Source organism: Rhizobium sp. Leaf262, from assembly GCF_001422245.1.
Classification (GTDB): domain Bacteria; phylum Pseudomonadota; class Alphaproteobacteria; order Rhizobiales; family Rhizobiaceae; genus Agrobacterium.
Genome location: NZ_LMMM01000005.1, coordinates 34,440 through 51,475, shown reverse-complemented (window position 1 = coordinate 51,475; position 17,036 = coordinate 34,440). Strand labels below are relative to the sequence as shown.

At 55.9% G+C, this 17,036-nt stretch carries 21 protein-coding genes and 1 tRNA gene; 13 read left to right on the top strand and 9 right to left on the bottom strand.

Annotated features, from left to right (window positions below; translation table 11 throughout):
- Positions 1-48 precede the first annotated feature (48 nt).
- The gene (locus tag ASF29_RS07345; protein WP_082453412.1) at positions 49-1,221 is read right to left on the bottom strand and encodes an acyltransferase; all 1,173 of its coding nucleotides are present in this window, start codon (positions 1,219-1,221) and stop codon (positions 49-51) included.
- A 95-nt stretch (positions 1,222-1,316) separates the two neighbouring features.
- Here ASF29_RS07345 and ASF29_RS25090 point away from each other — a divergent pair, with 95 nt between their 5' ends.
- The 5 genes from ASF29_RS25090 to ASF29_RS07325 all read left to right on the top strand — a co-directional run bounded on the left by ASF29_RS25090 (position 1,317) and on the right by ASF29_RS07325 (position 3,449).
- Positions 1,317-1,676 carry a glycosyl hydrolase 108 family protein gene (locus tag ASF29_RS25090; RefSeq protein ID WP_348271306.1) on the top strand — a complete coding sequence of 120 codons (360 nt, stop codon included), beginning with the start codon at positions 1,317-1,319 and terminating at the stop codon, positions 1,674-1,676.
- Complete coding sequence (locus ASF29_RS07340) at positions 1,583-2,053, top strand: hypothetical protein (RefSeq protein ID WP_062450001.1); 471 nt, start codon at positions 1,583-1,585, stop codon at positions 2,051-2,053. Before ASF29_RS25090 ends, ASF29_RS07340 begins: the two co-directional genes overlap by 94 nt.
- A gap of 67 nt (positions 2,054-2,120) precedes the next feature.
- The gene (locus ASF29_RS07335; RefSeq protein WP_062450000.1) at positions 2,121-2,546 is read left to right on the top strand and encodes a hypothetical protein; all 426 of its coding nucleotides are present in this window, start codon (positions 2,121-2,123) and stop codon (positions 2,544-2,546) included.
- Positions 2,470-2,916: a hypothetical protein gene (locus tag ASF29_RS07330; protein ID WP_156462565.1), complete on the top strand. Its 447-nt coding sequence runs from the start codon at positions 2,470-2,472 to the stop codon at positions 2,914-2,916. Before ASF29_RS07335 ends, ASF29_RS07330 begins: the two co-directional genes overlap by 77 nt.
- 125 nt (positions 2,917-3,041) lie before the next feature.
- The gene (locus ASF29_RS07325) at positions 3,042-3,449 is read left to right on the top strand and encodes a hypothetical protein (protein WP_062449998.1); all 408 of its coding nucleotides are present in this window, start codon (positions 3,042-3,044) and stop codon (positions 3,447-3,449) included.
- Between the two features lie 87 nt (positions 3,450-3,536).
- On the opposite strand, the gene ASF29_RS07320 is transcribed toward ASF29_RS07325, so the two are convergent.
- Both ASF29_RS07320 and ASF29_RS07315 read right to left on the bottom strand, forming a co-directional pair.
- Positions 3,537-3,612: transfer RNA gene (locus tag ASF29_RS07320), tRNA-Thr, on the bottom strand.
- A gap of 100 nt (positions 3,613-3,712) precedes the next feature.
- On the bottom strand, positions 3,713-4,066 hold the full coding sequence (locus ASF29_RS07315; protein ID WP_062449997.1) for a nuclear transport factor 2 family protein: 354 nt from the start codon (positions 4,064-4,066) through the stop codon (positions 3,713-3,715).
- A 357-nt stretch (positions 4,067-4,423) separates the two neighbouring features.
- Here ASF29_RS07315 and ASF29_RS07310 point away from each other — a divergent pair, with 357 nt between their 5' ends.
- A complete protein-coding gene (locus ASF29_RS07310; RefSeq protein WP_062449996.1) occupies positions 4,424-5,026 on the top strand; it encodes a J domain-containing protein in 603 nt (200 codons plus the stop codon).
- A gap of 9 nt (positions 5,027-5,035) precedes the next feature.
- Here the strand turns inward: ASF29_RS07310 and ASF29_RS07305 are convergent, their stop codons facing one another.
- The 4 genes from ASF29_RS07305 to hemB form a co-directional block, all read right to left on the bottom strand.
- Positions 5,036-5,587, bottom strand: coding sequence for a DUF922 domain-containing Zn-dependent protease (locus ASF29_RS07305; protein ID WP_244473509.1), 552 nt, complete (start codon positions 5,585-5,587; stop codon positions 5,036-5,038).
- Between the two features lie 108 nt (positions 5,588-5,695).
- Positions 5,696-6,457, bottom strand: coding sequence for an arginyltransferase (locus tag ASF29_RS07300; RefSeq protein ID WP_062449994.1), 762 nt, complete (start codon positions 6,455-6,457; stop codon positions 5,696-5,698).
- A 125-nt stretch (positions 6,458-6,582) separates the two neighbouring features.
- Positions 6,583-7,041 carry an RDD family protein gene (locus ASF29_RS07295; protein WP_062449993.1) on the bottom strand — a complete coding sequence of 153 codons (459 nt, stop codon included), beginning with the start codon at positions 7,039-7,041 and terminating at the stop codon, positions 6,583-6,585.
- A 65-nt stretch (positions 7,042-7,106) separates the two neighbouring features.
- Positions 7,107-8,120, bottom strand: a complete 1,014-nt coding sequence (hemB, locus tag ASF29_RS07290) for a porphobilinogen synthase (RefSeq protein ID WP_062450159.1) — start codon at positions 8,118-8,120, stop codon at positions 7,107-7,109.
- A gap of 367 nt (positions 8,121-8,487) precedes the next feature.
- On the opposite strand from hemB, the gene ASF29_RS07285 reads away from it, so the two are divergent.
- Both ASF29_RS07285 and ASF29_RS07280 read left to right on the top strand, forming a co-directional pair.
- Positions 8,488-8,925, top strand: coding sequence for a DUF6163 family protein (locus tag ASF29_RS07285; protein WP_062449992.1), 438 nt, complete (start codon positions 8,488-8,490; stop codon positions 8,923-8,925).
- Between the two features lie 233 nt (positions 8,926-9,158).
- Positions 9,159-9,668 carry a winged helix DNA-binding protein gene (locus ASF29_RS07280; RefSeq protein WP_173645921.1) on the top strand — a complete coding sequence of 170 codons (510 nt, stop codon included), beginning with the start codon at positions 9,159-9,161 and terminating at the stop codon, positions 9,666-9,668.
- A 183-nt stretch (positions 9,669-9,851) separates the two neighbouring features.
- On the opposite strand, the gene ASF29_RS07275 is transcribed toward ASF29_RS07280, so the two are convergent.
- Positions 9,852-10,934, bottom strand: a complete 1,083-nt coding sequence (locus ASF29_RS07275) for a DUF4062 domain-containing protein (protein WP_062449990.1) — start codon at positions 10,932-10,934, stop codon at positions 9,852-9,854.
- 357 nt (positions 10,935-11,291) lie between these two features.
- On the opposite strand from ASF29_RS07275, the gene ASF29_RS07270 reads away from it, so the two are divergent.
- The 5 genes from ASF29_RS07270 (at position 11,292) to ASF29_RS07250 (ending at position 16,492) form a co-directional block, all read left to right on the top strand.
- Positions 11,292-12,623, top strand: a complete 1,332-nt coding sequence (locus tag ASF29_RS07270; protein WP_062449989.1) for a murein L,D-transpeptidase — start codon at positions 11,292-11,294, stop codon at positions 12,621-12,623.
- Between the two features lie 190 nt (positions 12,624-12,813).
- Positions 12,814-14,103: a serine hydroxymethyltransferase gene (gene glyA, locus ASF29_RS07265; protein WP_062449988.1), complete on the top strand. Its 1,290-nt coding sequence runs from the start codon at positions 12,814-12,816 to the stop codon at positions 14,101-14,103.
- Positions 14,104-14,116: 13 nt separating this feature from the next.
- On the top strand, positions 14,117-14,596 hold the full coding sequence (gene nrdR, locus ASF29_RS07260; RefSeq protein WP_045228943.1) for a transcriptional regulator NrdR: 480 nt from the start codon (positions 14,117-14,119) through the stop codon (positions 14,594-14,596).
- Positions 14,597-14,600: 4 nt separating this feature from the next.
- Complete coding sequence (gene ribD, locus ASF29_RS07255) at positions 14,601-15,875, top strand: bifunctional diaminohydroxyphosphoribosylaminopyrimidine deaminase/5-amino-6-(5-phosphoribosylamino)uracil reductase RibD (protein WP_062449987.1); 1,275 nt, start codon at positions 14,601-14,603, stop codon at positions 15,873-15,875.
- Positions 15,875-16,492, top strand: a complete 618-nt coding sequence (locus ASF29_RS07250; protein ID WP_062449986.1) for a riboflavin synthase — start codon at positions 15,875-15,877, stop codon at positions 16,490-16,492. Before ribD ends, ASF29_RS07250 begins: the two co-directional genes overlap by 1 nt.
- Here the strand turns inward: ASF29_RS07250 and ASF29_RS07245 are convergent.
- Positions 16,458-16,994: a GNAT family N-acetyltransferase gene (locus ASF29_RS07245; protein ID WP_062449985.1), complete on the bottom strand. Its 537-nt coding sequence runs from the start codon at positions 16,992-16,994 to the stop codon at positions 16,458-16,460. The two genes, ASF29_RS07250 and ASF29_RS07245, sit on opposite strands and share 35 nt — an antisense overlap.
- Positions 16,995-17,036: the final 42 nt, after the last annotated feature.

Below are 17,036 nucleotides of genomic sequence, written 5' to 3'. Positions count from 1 at the left end.
TCTGACTGGCGACAGGCTGACGTCCAATTTGCCGTCATCTGCGACTATCTACGTTTTACGAAGGCGACCGTCTGCCCATCGCCTTCGTAACGCCTCGGCAGGCTGCTCGACAAACCGGTTGAGAATGTAGGCAGCAACCAAGCACATGAAGACCGCCATGATCATATCTGAGTACATCCCACGGGGCGCGTTCCACCTATAATAAATCAGGCCAACTACAATTCCATGTATGAGATAGAGCGAGTATGAAAGATCGCCTAGTTCACGGTCCCACATTATTACCTTGGACCAAATGCCGAGCCTCGAAGAGCCTTCTATGCGGCGATCTACGTCTTTGGTCAAAGTAAACACGAAGGGTATTGAGGCTGCGAATAGAATGTAAAGTATCCAAAATCTGGGGCGATCAATTGACCAGTCGGTTGGTGATTCCAAGATGACGCCATCTTTCAAAGCGAAGATAGCAAGCCAAGCGATGAAACAGGCTAAAGCCGTTGCACCTATTGCTCTATGGTACTCGCGTGGAGGGAGCATTTTGTGGAGATGGTAACTTGTTGCGCCAAGCATAAACATGCAGAAGTTTCCAGGGAACCAATAGTATCCCCAGATACCTCCTCGCTGTTCAAACACCATGATCAATAAGAAGCGAAATAAGAGGGCCGCTCCGGCAACTATGAATGTTGTGCGGCGAGACACGAGGATAAACGGGGCAACGGCATAAAAGCAGATTTCGGCTGACAAAGACCATGCATGGCCAACTGCCATTTGCATATTATTCAGCCGGGGTGTCGTCCCATTCGTTAAGAGGTTGATCATCCATTGTGGGCCTGCTTGCTCAACCACTACTCTTGTCAGAAATTGATGCCAGTCTTGCCCTACTATTAGTAGGTTTGGAAACATCAAAAGGACCTGTTTCAACATGGACCCCTCTGTATGCAAGGTAAAAGGGTTGGGGCCGTCCGTGCCGATAAACCAGACGACCATGAAAGCCAAGGTGGCCCAATAGGCTGGGAAAAGCCGCCACAGGCGCGATACATAGAAAGTTGTTACCCAGCTCGGTTTCTTTCCGATTGTGTACTTTTCGTTGATGATGACGGCCATCAGGAAGCCGGAGATCATGAAGAACAGAACGACCGCTACGAGACCATTTATCATGCGGAATGGTGTTCCGGGTATGTGAAAGAGCACTACTGACAACGCCAAAAGCAATCGAACTATACCCATCCCAAATCCCCTTTACTCGGATTGCAGATTGCTGACGTCATCGGTTGTGTCAACTCAAGATAGATACGGCTGTTGCGACAGGCTTATTTTTTTCTATGCTTTGCGGCGGATCAAACAAAAAACGAATATGGCGGCATCAAATCGAGCGATGCCGGATGTCCGACCGTTTCACCACATGTCATGCGATTACTTCCAAATGGGAAGGCGGTTGGAGCGATCACAAAGCTGATCCCGGGGGCAAGACTATGTATGGGATAACTGAGGCCGTGTATCATGCGTGGTTGACAGCGCGCGGTATTAAGCTGAAGCCGGTGCGCAATATTTTAGTTTCCGAGGCGGGGATCATATACCGGGAGCAATATTGGAACCCAACCGCTGTCAATTCAATCTGTTCCCTGGCGTCGATCTCGCGGTCTACGACGCTTCGGTCAACTCCGGTGGGTCGCGTGGACTGAAATGGTTGAAAGCTTCCGCTGGCAGCAACGATCACAGTGAAACCGTCAAGCGCATTTACCGTGCGCGTCTATCGTTCATGCAGTCCCTCGCGATCTGGAAGTCCTTTGGCAAGGGCTGGGGTCGCCGTGTTGCTGACAGCGAAGCGAAGGGCGTTGCGATGGCTCTCGCAGCCATGGGCGTTACTGAGGTCGCGATTAAGACGAAGGCCCGCACTGGATCCGTGGCAGCACAAAAGCAGGCCAGCACGGCGGCAAAGACTGCGACCGGCGCGGCCACTACATCCGTTGCCACTGGCAGCGCTCCGGTGGTGGAACCAACCGCAATGGCGGACACCACAACACTGTGGGTGCTGGGTGCTTGGCCGCTCTCGTCCTGACGGTCTTACTCATCGCCAAGAAGCGTGCCGCTGACAGCCGCGCCGCAGCCTATGCCGAGGTGGCAGCATGAGCGCCCTTGTATCTGTCCTGATCGGTGCCGCGATCCGCGTCGGCGCTGACACCGTGAAAGCCATCCTTGAAAAGCAAGTTGGCGGTGTCGTCGGTGAGTTGGGCGGTACTGTCATCGATGCGATCGCAGCGCAGGCCGGGATTACACCAGAAGCATTGCCGAACCTGCCCCCGGCTGAACTTGACGCTGCAATTGCCAAGGTCGAGCAGCAAACGCCCGAACTTCTGGCATTTGTTGAGCAGCAGAAAGAAACCAACCGTTTGATGCTGGCCGAGATGAATAAGGACACATCATTCGGCTGGCTGTGGCGTCCTGCAGGGATGTGGCTGATGCTGGCATGGAACGATGATAAACACCACAGTTGCAGTGATCGGGTTCGCCTCTCTGTTCTGGGTTTGGGGTGCCGACGCGGAAAAGCGTGAAGCTGCTGACCGTGAAAACGCCAATAACATTCTGCGTGTCGAGCGCGAAACGACGAGCAAGATAGACCGAGTTGAGCGCGACCAATCCATCAAGTGGACTGCTCATGAAGAGCTTCACAAAAACCGTTTGGCGGATGTGAAGGGTGTCGAAGCACGTAGCGATGAGCGGATGAAGTCTACTGAAACGGATATCCGCAAACTCGCGTCCGATGTTTCAAGCCTCACTTATCGAATGACGACAAGTGAGCAGGCCATGTCTGGTGTGTCGCAGCTACTGAAAGACATTCAAAAGAATACGACAGAACTGTCGGGCGACATGCGGGAGTTCAAGGTGATCTTGCAACGGATGGAAAAGGGACAGACAAAATAAGCAAGCTCCCCGACCTCACAAACGAGATCACCGACATTGTTGACAACGACTGGCTCTATGTGTGGGATGCCAGCACGCTTGGGAACCCTGATGCGAAGGCTTCCGGGGAAACGGCTCGTAAAGCGATGCCCGATCTGTCAGCGGCCACGGCGGTAACGCTGGCTGACAATGACCGCATTCCGGTATGGGATGTCTCCGACCCTGTAAACCCGCGCAAATATGCTACGCCTACTTCACTGCGATCAGCCGGGGTCAAGGTCACAAACCAGTTCCGTTATGATGGCGTCATTACTATCCCCGCGCTTGCTGCTTCTGCTGGAGATGTCGCTACAATAGCCGTCGCCGGTGCCGCGTCAGGCGATCATCTGGTCTTCAATCCCAAAGATGCATTACCAGCGAATCTCGGAATCACAGCCGTTCGCGTGTCGAATGCTGATACCGTGCAAGTGTGCTTCCGAAACTTTGGTGGGTCTGCTTTTGTTTCCGCGCCTTTGAACTGCGTGGCGCTGGTGATCAGGTCGGCAGCACCATAAAAGCGCTCCGCAAAATCACTTGGGGAACGCCATCGGAACGTGTGGAACGTTGACCGTGAAAATTCAGACCTAAGTGATTGAAAATACTGGTGCCCCCGACAAGGTTCGAACTCGTGACCCCCTGATTACAAATCAGGTGCTCTACCAACTGAGCTACAAGGGCAATCCAGTGGGGGTGGAATTATCAGATTCTCTGGTCGTGTAAAGTGGAAATTTGGAGGGTGGTGCGAAATTTTGTGAATTTTGGTGTGGGTCAGGGAGAGCTAGGCGTTTAGGCAGTAGAGCTTGTGGACGATGGTCCAGTTGCGGTCGCGCTCCAGAAGCGAGAGATATTCGGAAAAGCCGGAGCCACCGAAGCGTGTCGTGAGTTTGACGGAGGCGGTGTCGTCGGTTTTGTCTATGCCGAGGATTTCGAATTCGGACTGCTGTTCCTGAAGGCCCTGGTCGGAAGAGCGGATATGGTGAATGAAGTCTTCCAGTGACAGCCACTCGGTCGCACCCTCGTAATTTCCAACGATGCTGGCGCGGGGATCGAAGACCTCGCGCAAGAGGCCGGCATCGGCATAGGCCATAGCCTGTACATAATCGTTCACCGTTTGGGTAATCGTTTCAGCCATGGTGATCCTCCCTCCAGCAGTCGCCTCTAATGTACACCGCTTTCTGCTGCTGCGCTATAATCCGAAAGGCATGCTTTCCGGGACTGTCACGCGATGCGAACCCGGCGGCTATGAGGTGTTTTTCGGGGGATGACGAGCGTCACCCTGCTGGCAAAATGCTGCCTTGCCATGTGCTGGCCAAATTTGCGGGCAATTGCCTATCGGGGCGGATGGGTGCGGATGGCTATTGCTGTTTTGCGTTCAAAACCGCAACGGAGGGGTGCCTTGGGCGGACAAAATTGCGTATGATCCCGCTGCAGCCGTTTTCGCTTGATATGGGCGAGGGCTGTTTTCGAGAATGCGAGTGCAGGTGTTTCGGTGATCGATCCTTATGTTTTGCTGGGTGTTGAGCGCGATGCCGATGAGGCAACGATCAAGGCTGCCTATCGCAAGGTGGCCAAGAGCGCCCATCCTGACAGTGGCGGCGATGCCGAGCAGTTCGCCAGGCTGCAACTGGCCTACGACCTGTTGAAAGACCCGGTCAGACGCCGTGTGTTCGACGACACGGGCTATGATCCGCAACTGGCAGATGCCAAGGACCTCAAAGGCTTGCTGATGCTGGAGACACTCGTCAATGAGTTCATTCTGGACGAGCGCGAGCCCGGCAGCTTCGATCCAGTGGCGGCCATGCGTCGCAAGCTGACGGATGATATTCTCAAAAGCCGCTTTCATATTCTCGAGTTGGAGCGCCACCGCGCCCGCGTGCGCAAACACATGGATCGAATCGGTCGCAAGCCGGAGACGGATGTGTTGGGCTCTATGCTGCGGGCGCGCAGCCAGTCCATCGCCGATGCCATTCGCAATGCAGAGACGCAGATCGAGGTTATCGAGCAGGCCTATACGATGCTGGAAGGATATTCCTACGAACTCGAGATCGCTATTCTAGCAGAGCCTGTCTTGAAGGGTGAGGCGGCGGAATAGGCGTTGGCCTCAAGGCCCGTTGACCAGCGTCAGAATGAGCTGGTGCACGGCACCGCCATTCGATAGCTCGTCCCTGTCGAAATCGCGCCCACGCTGGCGTTGCTCGTTGGAAAGCTCTCCCAGCTTCTGTTGCAGAACGGCCCGCACCTTCTGGCACTTGGGATCATCTTCGGCGCGCAGGCCGACGCTATAGGCTTCGATCTTTTTTACCATGTCGAGAATATGCTCGCCGTGCACACGCTCGTGTTTTTCCACGCCTGAGATGAAGCGCTGCCAGCTTGCTGAAACGTCTGGCGGAAGTTTCGCCGGTGCCTTTGGCCATGTGTAGATGATTGTGAGGTTCGGTCGCGCTGTCGCCAGCACGCAGGCACCGTCAGGCTGCGGCCGATAATCTCGCCGCCATGTGAGTTTGAACGTCGTATGGGCGACAGCCTGAACACCGGCCTGCGGCCCCCGCTCGCCGATGGAGCGGTAAAGCTCTATGCCGGAATTGCCTGAAATGGTGTAGGTCTTGATCTGCTCGGCGGGCTTCCAGCCGCCTTGTTGCGCCTGTGCAGCCATCGTTCCCGCGATCACGATAGCGCCGGTCAGAAGGGCCGTCATTCGTCTGTTTTGCACGCGGTTTTCCTGCTGTTCATGCTTTGAAAAATCGATCCGGAACGCACGGCTTCATCCGGCGTTTTCGGGCTCGTAGAGTTCCCAACCTCGTGGTGTCAGGTGTTCCTGCGGATGGTAGCGAACCTTGTAACCCATTTTCTCGGACCCGTTGACCCAGTAGCCCAGATAGACATGTGGCAGGCCAAGAGAGCGGGTGCGGGCGATGTGATCGAGAATGAGGAAGGTTCCCAGCGAGCGCTTTTCAAGATCCGGGTTGAAGAAGGAATAGACCATGGACAGTCCATCGCTCATCGTGTCGGTCAACGCGACGGCGATCAGTTCACCGCGCTTGGTCTCGTCTATGCCGGACCCCGGTTCACGCTTGCGATATTCGATGATGCGAGTGTTGACATGCGTGTCCTCCACCATGACAGCATAATCCAGCGCCGACATGTCCGACATGCCGCCGGATTGATGGCGGTGGTCGAGATAGCGGCGAAAGAGTGAGAACTGCTCGGTGGACGGTTCGGCCGGATGAACGGTCGCCACCAGATCATTGTTGTGGCTGAGCACCCTTCGCATGGATCTGGTCGGGACGAAACGATCGGCAAGAATACGAACCGAGATACAGGCGCGGCAGGTCTCACAGGCTGGCCGATAGGCAATGTTCTGCGAGCGACGAAAGCCACCCTGTGTCAGAAGGTCGTTCATCTCCGCAGCACGCGGGCCAACCAGATGGGTAAAGACCTTCCGCTCCAGCTGGCCGGGCAAATAAGGACAGGTCGCGGGTGCTGTCAGGTAAAATTGTGGAGAAGGCGTCGTCTGCGTGTTCATCGAACCCTGATCGCTCCCTTCACCGGTCAAGCCTTGTCACCAGAATGGCAAAAAGACGCAAAACGTCAACTGGCAGATATGGGCTGCACGTCAAATTGAGGCAGCCCGCGTCGCTTTGTCGGCTCTCAAGTGGTTCGAACGATGACGGTCCCCAAAAGAAAGTCATGGAGTAGGCGCGAGCGCTCGGTAAACAGGCCCACCAGAAGGATGAGGGGTGTCAGGACCGAGTTGAAAATCCAGAACAACGCTATGTGAACGGCCGAAAGCAGAAAGTCGATTCGGCGTCCGTCCGTGCGAGCCATGACGATACCGGCTGCGCGCATGCCGGGGGTGGCCTGCGCAGAACTGCCCAGCGTCATGCCAAAGTAGAGAATTGCGACGATGAAGATCATCGCAGGGAAAAGCACAAAGCCCAGACCCAACGTCAATATGCCCAGAAAGAAGATGATGACGGCGGCAGGAATGCAGAGCAGCGCCACGATCACATAGTCGATGATGAAGGCAAACATCCGGCGGCTCAGCACGCCGCTATAGGCGCGCCAGTCTTCTGTCGGTACATAGGTCGTGTTGGGGTCGAGTGTCATCGACGGTTTCTCCTGTTCGGAAAATTATATGGTATGGAAACCGCCGAATGCAATGATCTGCCCGTTCAACCCTTGGCGAGTTTTTTGGCAGCCTCGATGGCGAAATAGGTCAGGATGCCGTCGCATCCTGCGCGCTTGAAGCACAGCAGTGTTTCCATCATCACCCGGTCTCCGTCGATCCAGCCATTCATCGCTGCGGCCTTGATCTGCGTGTACTCGCCGGACACCTGATAGGCAAAAGTCGGGAGACTGAACGCTTCTTTCAGGCGCCAACAGATATCGAGATAGGGCAGGCCGGGCTTGACCATCAGCATGTCCGCGCCTTCTTCCACGTCCAGTGCGGCATCGCGCATGGCCTCCATGCCGTTGGCGGGGTTGATGTAATAGCTGTTCTTGTCACCCTTAAGCAGGCCGCTGGTACAGATCGCCTCGCGGTAGGGGCCATAAAAGCCGGAGGAAAACTTGGTGGCATAAGCCATGATGCCGACATTCTGGTGCCCTGCAGCGTCCAGTCCGCGACGAATGGCGCCGATGCGCCCATCCATCATCTCTGATGGTGAAATGATATCGGCACCGGCATCTGCCTGCATAATCGCGGCCTTGACGACCTGATCCACGGTTTCGTCGTTGACGATATCGTCGCCGCGCAAAATGCCGTCATGGCCGTGGCTGGTGAAGGGGTCCAGCGCGACATCGGTGATGACGCCGATGTTGCCAACCGACCTTTTGATGGCAGCGGTGGCCTGATTGATGAGGTTGTTGGCCTCCAGCGACTGCGATCCGGTTTCGTCGCGCAGGTCCATCTCGATATTGGGGAAGGTCGCGATGGCGGGAATGCCGAGATCAGCCGCTTCCCTCGCCGCTTCCACGAACCGGTCCACGCTCATGCGGTTCACGCCCGGCATGGCCGGAATGGGCTCGATGATATTGGTGCCAGGCACGATGAACACGGGCCAAATCAGGTCATCCACCGTCAACTGGTTCTCGCGCACCAAACGTCGCGTCCAGTCTGCCTTGCGATTTCTGCGCATGCGGCGGTGGCCGGTAATGTGATCCACCAGATGTGTCTTGTCGTTCATCATTATGTCCTTCCATATCCGGTAATGTCAGCGCGTATGAGGCGCGGCATGGCCGTTTTTAGACGCCGCTGCATTCTCTTCCTCATTCCTGTGCTTGTCACAGGAATCCAGCCAGCCCAAGTCTTTGGGCTGAAAAGACTCCCTCCGCCGCGCAGACGCGCGGCAACTGGATTCCTGTGACAAGCACAGGAATGAGGGCGGAGAGCAACAGCAACGTCTGAAAACGGCCCTTGTCATGTATTTTGCTGCCCATAACACAATGTAAGGCACATGCGAATGCGGCAGATCGTTGCGGGGCTTTGACAGTTGCAGTGCCGCAGCGCAATATCTGCTGGTCGCATCCCCAACAGGTCAGTATCTTCGCGCCATGGAACCTGATTCTCTGCCTCATCCCAAAATGCCGTTTGCGGAAATCCTCTACCTCACTTTCCTGAGGTTGGTGGCCTTGTCCTGTTTCTGGTTCGGGCTGCAATATTGGGCGATGCTGACCGGCTACTCGCTGAACGGGCAGGCGCGCTTCGATATGCTCAACATGCCATGGCGCGTGGCTGGCACCAGCCTTGCCGTCATTTTCCCCGTGGCAGCGCTTGGGCTGTGGCTCGGCGCCTCCTGGGGTGCTGTCATGTGGGTCATCGGTGCCGGAACCCAGATCGCCATGTATAAGGTCTGGCCGAATATCTACGGAAACAACACCATGGTACCGGTCATGCACGGCATCGTATCAACCGTTTATATACTATTCCAGGTCGCTTTTTGGCTGGATGCCCGCCAAAACGACGAGCGCTCAAGAATTGATTTACCATAAAATTAAAGCAATTCAGCCCGAATTTTTCCCGATTTTTACCCCTAAGTCATTGAAAAATATTAGCTGATTGTGGCGCGATTTGGATTTGGTACAAGCTTCATCAAAAGCGGAACATGCAAGTAACCATTCATTAATCGTGCATTTTAAGTAGAATTTTATGCGCATTGCTTAGATTTCCTCTCAAGGCGGGAAACAAATCAAACACCGCCAAACAAAACAGTGAGGCAGTCATGATCAATAGCAAAGCAAAGCCACAGGCCATCGTTTCCGACGCTCAGGACGAAACCATCCGCTCTCTCTATATGGAATCTCTCCACCTGGTCGAGCGTCTCCACCGCCGCCTTCTCGATGTCATCAAGGACGAGTTCGACCGTCAGGGTCGCGATGATGTCAACGCAGTTCAGGCGCTTCTGCTTTTCAACATCGGCACTTCAGAACTGACCGCCGGCGAGCTGCGCTCGCGTGGCTACTACCTCGGCTCCAACGTGTCCTACAACGTCAAGAAGCTGGTAGACCTCGGCTTCATCAACCACCAGCGCTCCCGCATCGACCGCCGCTCGGTTCGCATCAGCCTGACCGAAAAGGGCCAGGACATCGCAGAAACCGTAGCAGGCCTCTATGAGCGCCACATCGGCTCCATCGAAAAGGTCGGCGGCATCGGCACCGGCGAATTCGCAGAAATGAACAAGATGCTCCAGCGTCTGGACCGTTTCTGGAACGACAGCATCGCTTACCGCCTGTAATCACTTATCGGACTGTTTCTGCTTCGTTATTATCAGTCACTTAATTGCACACAGATGCGCAACGGGGCACTAGATTGCACTCCGTTGCGCTTGTTTGCGTTGCAGTTCCGTGCCATGATCTGCGCTTCGTTTCCGCCAGTCTTAGAATTGAATTTCATCGTGCATCCCGGTAGAAGTCGGGCCTTAGATCGTCTTCTCAGGCGCTTCAGGTTTCTTTTGTTCTGAGAGAACTGGTAAGTGGTTTTGCTCCGGATTTTTATATTCGACCTGCTGGCCCGACATCGCCTCGCGCGCGAGAAACTCTTTCAGCAGCATAACGAATTTCTTTCCGAAGTCCGTTAGTCTGTAAACCTCGGAGCTGGAGGGTTGGTTGTGCGAGTACGAAACCCTAGTGTGCTTTTCGATGAGATTTCCTACCAAGAATTCGAGCATAATCTGATCGATTACGTCGCCTACCGCATCATCTGTTTTGTTGGCTCCCAGAAGCACGTCCTGAAATTCATATCGGCATGAGTAGATGTAGATTTCAGCTGTAAAATGCGTGACGGCCTTCATGAAGAAGTCGAGCAGCGTCATCTCAATCGCGAGAGGGTTTGGCGGATTAAAATAGTCTGCGGTATTGGTCTTACGATACTCGGTAATAAGCCATCGAACATCTGCGGGGATTGAAAGTTTTTGGTCAACCTCTGATAGGGTCTCGACTTGCGCTTGGAGCAAACGCTTCTCCTCAGAAAGCCGTGTAAGTTCCTCCAATACGTTTGCTGACGGAACTACGTCAGCTCGGACCCATCCCGTTCTGGGCTTCTGGCGCATTAATTCATTCAACGCTACGCTGACTCGTCCCCCAAGCTCATCCGCATTCCTCCAGAATTTCACCAGCTTCTGTTGGCAGAGATTCCGAAAGTTTTCGACCTTATCTCGTTTATCGAACTCAACTTTGTTAGATGGCCATGATTGACGCGATGTTGGGTCTAATAAAAATCCTGCGACCGGCACGCCACTTGCCACAGCGTACTCGTATTCCATCTGCGTATAGCTTTTGCCTTTATCTTCTGAGCCATAGCGCTCTCCAACAATAACAACATAGTAATCGCTCTCATCGATGCGGCGTTTGATGTAATCCCATTGGGTGTCGTCGCTTGCCTGAAACGCTTCCATGCCTACAGGGATGTGGCCGATATTCAAGATAGCCTCGATTGCGGCGCGACGTTCATCCTGAAGATCGATGAAGGTCGAACTGACGAATACCTGATATTTTACGTCCATTGATGCACCGCGCGTGGAAGTTGTTGCCAACAATTACCGGACGGGTGATGATTCTTGCAAGCTTCAAGCAAAGCCGGGATGTGGGGGCACATCCGGCTTGTTGCATTTTTGTGCGCCGCACTCGCAAAATCACTTGGCCACACAGCTTCGTGAGATGCCTTCAGGTGACACGAATTGGCCATATTGGTATGGGACCGCCACAAGCGAAGGAGCCGGCGGTTTCTCCTGTGTTCGCGTCATGCGTCATCCATAGTTCGCATCGAGTCAGTCCTGCCGGCAGGCGCGTCTATACGTGTTTGTTAACGATGTTGTTTTAGGCATTGTTTAAGATGCCTGATAAAGTGGCTGGTAGGTAAAATGACAAAGAAAATCGTCCCAGAAGTGATTTCACGGCGCGCGATGTTGCGCTCTGCCGTTTCCCTCGGTGCCGTGGCTCTTGCCGCGCCCGCATTTGCGCAGGATGCGTTCAACGATCTGATTGGATCGTCGCGTCGCGGTAACTGGGACGATCAGTTCGATGCCAACTCGTCGCGCGCCGCTGTCGGTGTTGCGTCAAACACGCCGGTTCTCAGCCCGGAATCGCCAGCCTTCGTTCAGCAGGCGATGATGCAGTATCAGCAAATCGTTTCCAACGGTGGCTGGCCGGATGTTCCTCCAAGCCAGCAGCGCCTCCAGATCGGCGTTAGCGATCCATCCGTGCAGGCCCTGCGCCAGCGTCTGATGATCTCCGGCGACCTGCCGCGTGAAGCAGGCATTTCCAGCGCATTCGATTCCTATGTCGATGGTGCCCTGAAACGCTTCCAGGCGCGTCACGGCCTTCCGGCAGATGGCGTTATCGGCGAATTTACGCTGAAGGCGCTGAACGTTCCGGCGCAGGTTCGCCTTGGACAGCTTCAGACCAATCTCGTTCGTATCAACACCATGTCGGGCGATCTCGGTCCGCGCCATGTGATGGTGAACATCCCGGCGGCGTCCATCGAAGCCGTCGAGAACAACCGCGTCGTGCTGCGCAATACGGCGATCGTCGGCAAGGATACACGTCCGACCCACATCATCAACTCCAAGATTTACGAGATTATTCTCAACCCTTACTGGACGGCGCCGCGTTCGATTGTTGAAAAGGACATCGTGCCTTTGATGCAGAAGGATCCGACCTATCTGGAGCGCAACAACATCCGTCTTCTGGATGGCCGTGGTCAGGAAGTGTCGCCGACGACCATCGACTGGAATGCGCCCAAGGCTCCAAACCTCATGTTCCGTCAGGATCCCGGCAAGAACAACGCCATGTCCTCGACCAAGATCAACTTCCACAATCCGAACAACGAATACATGCACGATACGCCGCAGCAGGGCCTGTTCAACAAGCTGATGCGCTTTGAGTCGTCCGGCTGTGTCCGTGTGCAGAACGTTCGCGACCTGACATCGTGGATGCTGCGTGACACGCCTGGCTGGTCTCGTCAGGAAATCGAGCGCGTCATCGCCACCCGCGTCAACACGCCGATCAAGCTGGCGCAGGAAATTCCGGTGTATTTTGTTTACATCACGGCCTGGTCCACACGCGATGGCGTAGTGCAGTTCCGCGACGACATCTACAGCAAGGACGGCAATGCCGAACTGGCGCTCAATACGACGAATACGCAGGAACAGCCTTCCGGCTCGATCGACGACGATCTCATTCCCCGTAACTGATCCGTCCTTCTGAATAGTCAAAAAGCCGCGTTTTCAAAGCGCGGCTTTTGTTTTTGGCGAAACGGCGACGCGAAAAATAGAATTTTTCTGCCGAAGTCGCAGTTTGACGGGCAAATCTCGCAGGCTGTCTTGCTCTTGAAAGGGCAGGGCGTTAAGACGCCATCGCATTACTGTTTCAGGAGCTTTCATCATGACGAATACAGATGCCTTCTTCTCCAGTCCGCTCGCCGACGTCGATCCAGATATCTTTGGCGCGATCGAGAAGGAGCTCGGTCGTCAGCGCCACGAGATCGAACTGATCGCCTCGGAAAACATCGTGTCCCGCGCCGTGCTCGAAGCGCAGGGTTCAATCATGACCAACAAATATGCCGAGGGTTATCCGGGCAAGCGCTATTACGGCGGATGTCAGTTCGTGGATATTGCCGAAGAGCTGGCCATCGAACGCGCCAAGAAGCTGTTCGGCGTCAACTTCGCCAACGTTCAGCCGAACTCCGGTAGCCAGATGAACCAGGCCGTATTCCTCGCGCTGCTTCAGCCGGGCGATACCTTTATGGGCCTCGACCTGAACTCGGGTGGTCACCTGACACACGGTTCACCGGTCAACATGTCTGGCAAGTGGTTCAACGTCGTGTCCTACGGCGTTCGCGAAGGCGACAACCTGCTTGACATGGACGAAGTCGAGCGCAAGGCCAAGGAAACCAAACCGAAGCTCATTCTGGCTGGCGGCACGGCTTACTCCCGTATCTGGGACTGGAAGCGTTTCCGCGAGATTGCCGATGAAGTCGGCGCTTACCTGATGGTCGACATGGCGCATATCGCCGGTCTCGTTGCCGGTGGCCAGCATCCGTCACCATTCCCGCATTGCCATGTTGCCACCACAACCACGCACAAGTCGCTTCGCGGCCCGCGCGGCGGCATGATCCTGACCAATGACGAGGATCTGGCTAAGAAGTTCAACTCGGCTGTGTTCCCAGGCTTGCAGGGCGGCCCGCTGATGCACGTCATCGCCGCCAAGGCCGTGGCCTTCGGTGAAGCGCTGAAGCCTGAGTTCAAGGATTACGCCGCACAGGTCGTCAAGAACGCCAAGGCTCTGGCCGAAACGCTGGTCGATGGCGGTCTCGATGTCGTGTCCGGCGGCACCGACAACCACCTGATGCTGGTCGATCTTCGCAAGAAAAACGCCACCGGCAAGCGTGCGGAAGCAGCACTCGGTCGCGCCTACATCACCTGCAACAAGAACGGCATTCCGTTCGACCCTGAAAAGCCATTCGTCACCTCCGGCGTTCGTCTCGGCACGCCGGCTGGTACGACACGCGGCTTCAAAGAAGCGGAATTCCGCGAAATCGGCAAGCTCATCGTTGAGACGCTTGACGGCCTCAAGGCTGCCAATTCGGATGAAGGCAATGCCGGTGTCGAAGCTGCGGTTCGTGAAAAGGTCGTCGCGCTGACGGACCGTTTCCCGATGTACCCGTACCTCTAAGGAAGGATCGCAGATGCGCTGCCCTTTTTGCGGCTCGGAAGATACGCAGGTCAAGGACTCGCGTCCGGCGGAGGATAACACCTCCATCCGCCGGCGGCGCATCTGCCCGGATTGCGGCGGTCGCTTCACGACCTATGAGCGCGTGCAGTTGCGCGAGCTGATGGTGATCAAAAAAAGTGGCCGCAAGCTGCCTTTCGATCGCGAAAAGCTGGTGCGGTCCTTCGAAATCGCACTACGCAAGCGCCCGGTGGACCGTGACCGCATAGAGCGGGCGGTGTCCGGCATTGCACGTCGTCTGGAAAGCTCCGGCGAGACGGAAATTCCATCGGAAGAAATCGGTTTGCAGGTGCTGGAGGCGCTGAAGGGTCTGGATGATGTGGCCTTCGTACGCTACGCCTCGGTCTACCGCGATTTCAGCCATGCCGAAGATTTCGAGAACGTGATCGCCGAGATCAACGCCAAGATTGCGCGTGATACGGACGCTGGAGCATAAAACCGTGACGACCCGCGCCGATGATGAACGGTTCATGGCACGGGCAATCGAGATTTCCCGCCGCCATACAGGCCTCACCGATACCAACCCCTCCGTTGGCTGCGTTCTCGTCAAACATGGCGAGATCATCGCCGAAGCCGTGACCGCGATTGGCGGGCGTCCGCATGCGGAGCGTCAGGCGTTGGAAATCGCAGGCGAGGCGGCACGGGGCGCGACCGCCTATGTCACGCTCGAACCATGCTCCCATTTCGGCAGAACACCGCCCTGCGCCAACGCGCTGGTGGATTTTGGCGTTACCCGCGTGGTCGTTGCGGTCGATGACCCGGACGAGCGTGTTTCGGGGCGCGGATATCAGATTTTGCGGGATGCGGGTATCGAGGTCGAGACTGGTTTATTGCGCGCGGAGAGCGAGCGTGCGCTGGTTGGATATCTCACGCGGAAGGTGAAGAAACGCTCACATGTGACTTTGAAGCTTGCTGTTTCCGCCGATGGAATGATCGGCCGGGTTGGGCATGGCCAAGTCGCGATCACCGGCCCGGAATCCAGGCAAGCCGTGCATGAATTGCGTGCGCGGTGTGATGCTATTCTGGTTGGGATTGGGACGGCGATTGCCGATGATCCAGAGTTGACGGTGCGGATTGCCGGGCTTGAGCATCGCTCGCCGGTGAGGATTGTACTGGATCGGCGGCTGGAGTTGCCGGTGGGGTCGAAGCTGGTGCGGACGGCTGGGGATGTCGGTGTGGTTGTGGCACGGATAGGGTTGAGCCCGGAGCTACCCCCCTCTGTCCTGCCGGACATCTCCCCCTCAAGGGGAGAGATCGACTCGTGGTTGGCAGGTCGCCCTTATTCGGCGCTCAATACGTCTTTAGCGGATGACGTGGAGGGTGAGATGTCCAGCGAAGCCAGCGCCCAGCCAATCTCCCCACCTGAGGGGGAGATGCCCGGCAGGGCAGAGGGGGGTAGCGCCACCCACAAACGCCAACAGCTCGAAGCCTCGAGCGTCGAAATATTGGAAGCCCCGGACCTCGCCATTCTCCTTACCATTCTCGCAGACCGAGGATTATCGGAACTTCTGGTCGAAGGTGGCGCTCACGTTGCAAAATCCTTTCTTGAAGCCGGGCTTGTTGACCGTATCCTGCTGTTCGAAAGCCCGTTGATTGTCGGGGCAGGCGGGCTTGAAAGCCCTGTGACCCGTGCCGATATCCCACAGGAATTTACCTTTGTCGGCGAAACCGCTTACGGGCCGGATCGCTGTTTTGAATTTGAAAGGCCGCTTTGATGTTTACCGGAATTGTTACCGACGTCGGAACCGTGTCCGAGCTTGAGGCGCTGCCGAAAGGCGTGCGCCTGCGCGTGGCGACCGAGTATGATCCGAAGACCATCGACATCGGAGCATCGATTTCCCATGGCGGCGTGTGTTTGACGGTAACGAAGCTGCCGGAAGAGGGCAGCAATGAGCGCTGGTATGAGGTCGAGGCATGGGAAGAGGCGCTTCGCCTGACCACGATTTCAAGCTGGACCAAGGACACACGTGTCAATCTGGAGCGGGCGCTGAAAATCGGCGATGAGCTGGGCGGTCATATCGTTTCTGGCCATGTGGATGACAAGGCCGAGATCCTGTCGATCGAACCGGAAGGCGAGGCGGTCCGTATTCGTCTTCGCGCGCCGGAGCATCTTGCGAAATTCGTCGCGCCAAAGGGCTCGATTGCGCTGGATGGTACATCGCTCACCGTCAATGCCGTCAACGGCACGGATTTCGACGTGCTGCTCATCCGTCACACGCTCTCCGTTACCACCTGGGGTGACCGGCAGCCGGGGGATTTCGTGAATTTCGAAGTCGATACCATGGCGCGTTATGCCGCTAGGCTGGCTGAGTTTCCGTCCGGGAAAGAATGACGATTTCGCTGCCACTGTAGTTCGTGCGGGCGATCTCTGCAAAACCGAGCTTGCCTGCCAGTTTCAGCGACCGGCCGTTGTCGGGGTGGATGATCGAGGTCATCGGCAGGTCTGGAAAGTTCGCCTTCGCCCACTGGATCAGCGCGGAGACGGCTTCAAAGGCGTAACCCTTGCCGTGGCAGTCGGGAAAAAGAATCCAACCGGTTTCCAATGTGCCTTCTACAGAGGGGGTGACGTCGCGGCGCGCTTCGTGAAAGCCCGCTTCGCCGATAAAACGCCCGGTTTCCTTTTCCTCGATCGCCATGAAGCCGAAGCCTAGATGGTGCCAGTGTCCGGCAGATCGCATCATTTTGGTCCAGCTCTGTTCGCGGGTGGCCGGTGTTCCACTGATGTAACGTACGACATCCGGGTCAGCCCACAGGGCAACGTAGTCTGCGAAATCATTGAGGTGATGTGATCTGAGAAGAAGGCGAGGGGTTTCTATCGTTGGTATGCCTGGCACGCTGTGCTCCTGCGGTCATCGCGCAAAAATAAACACAAACTT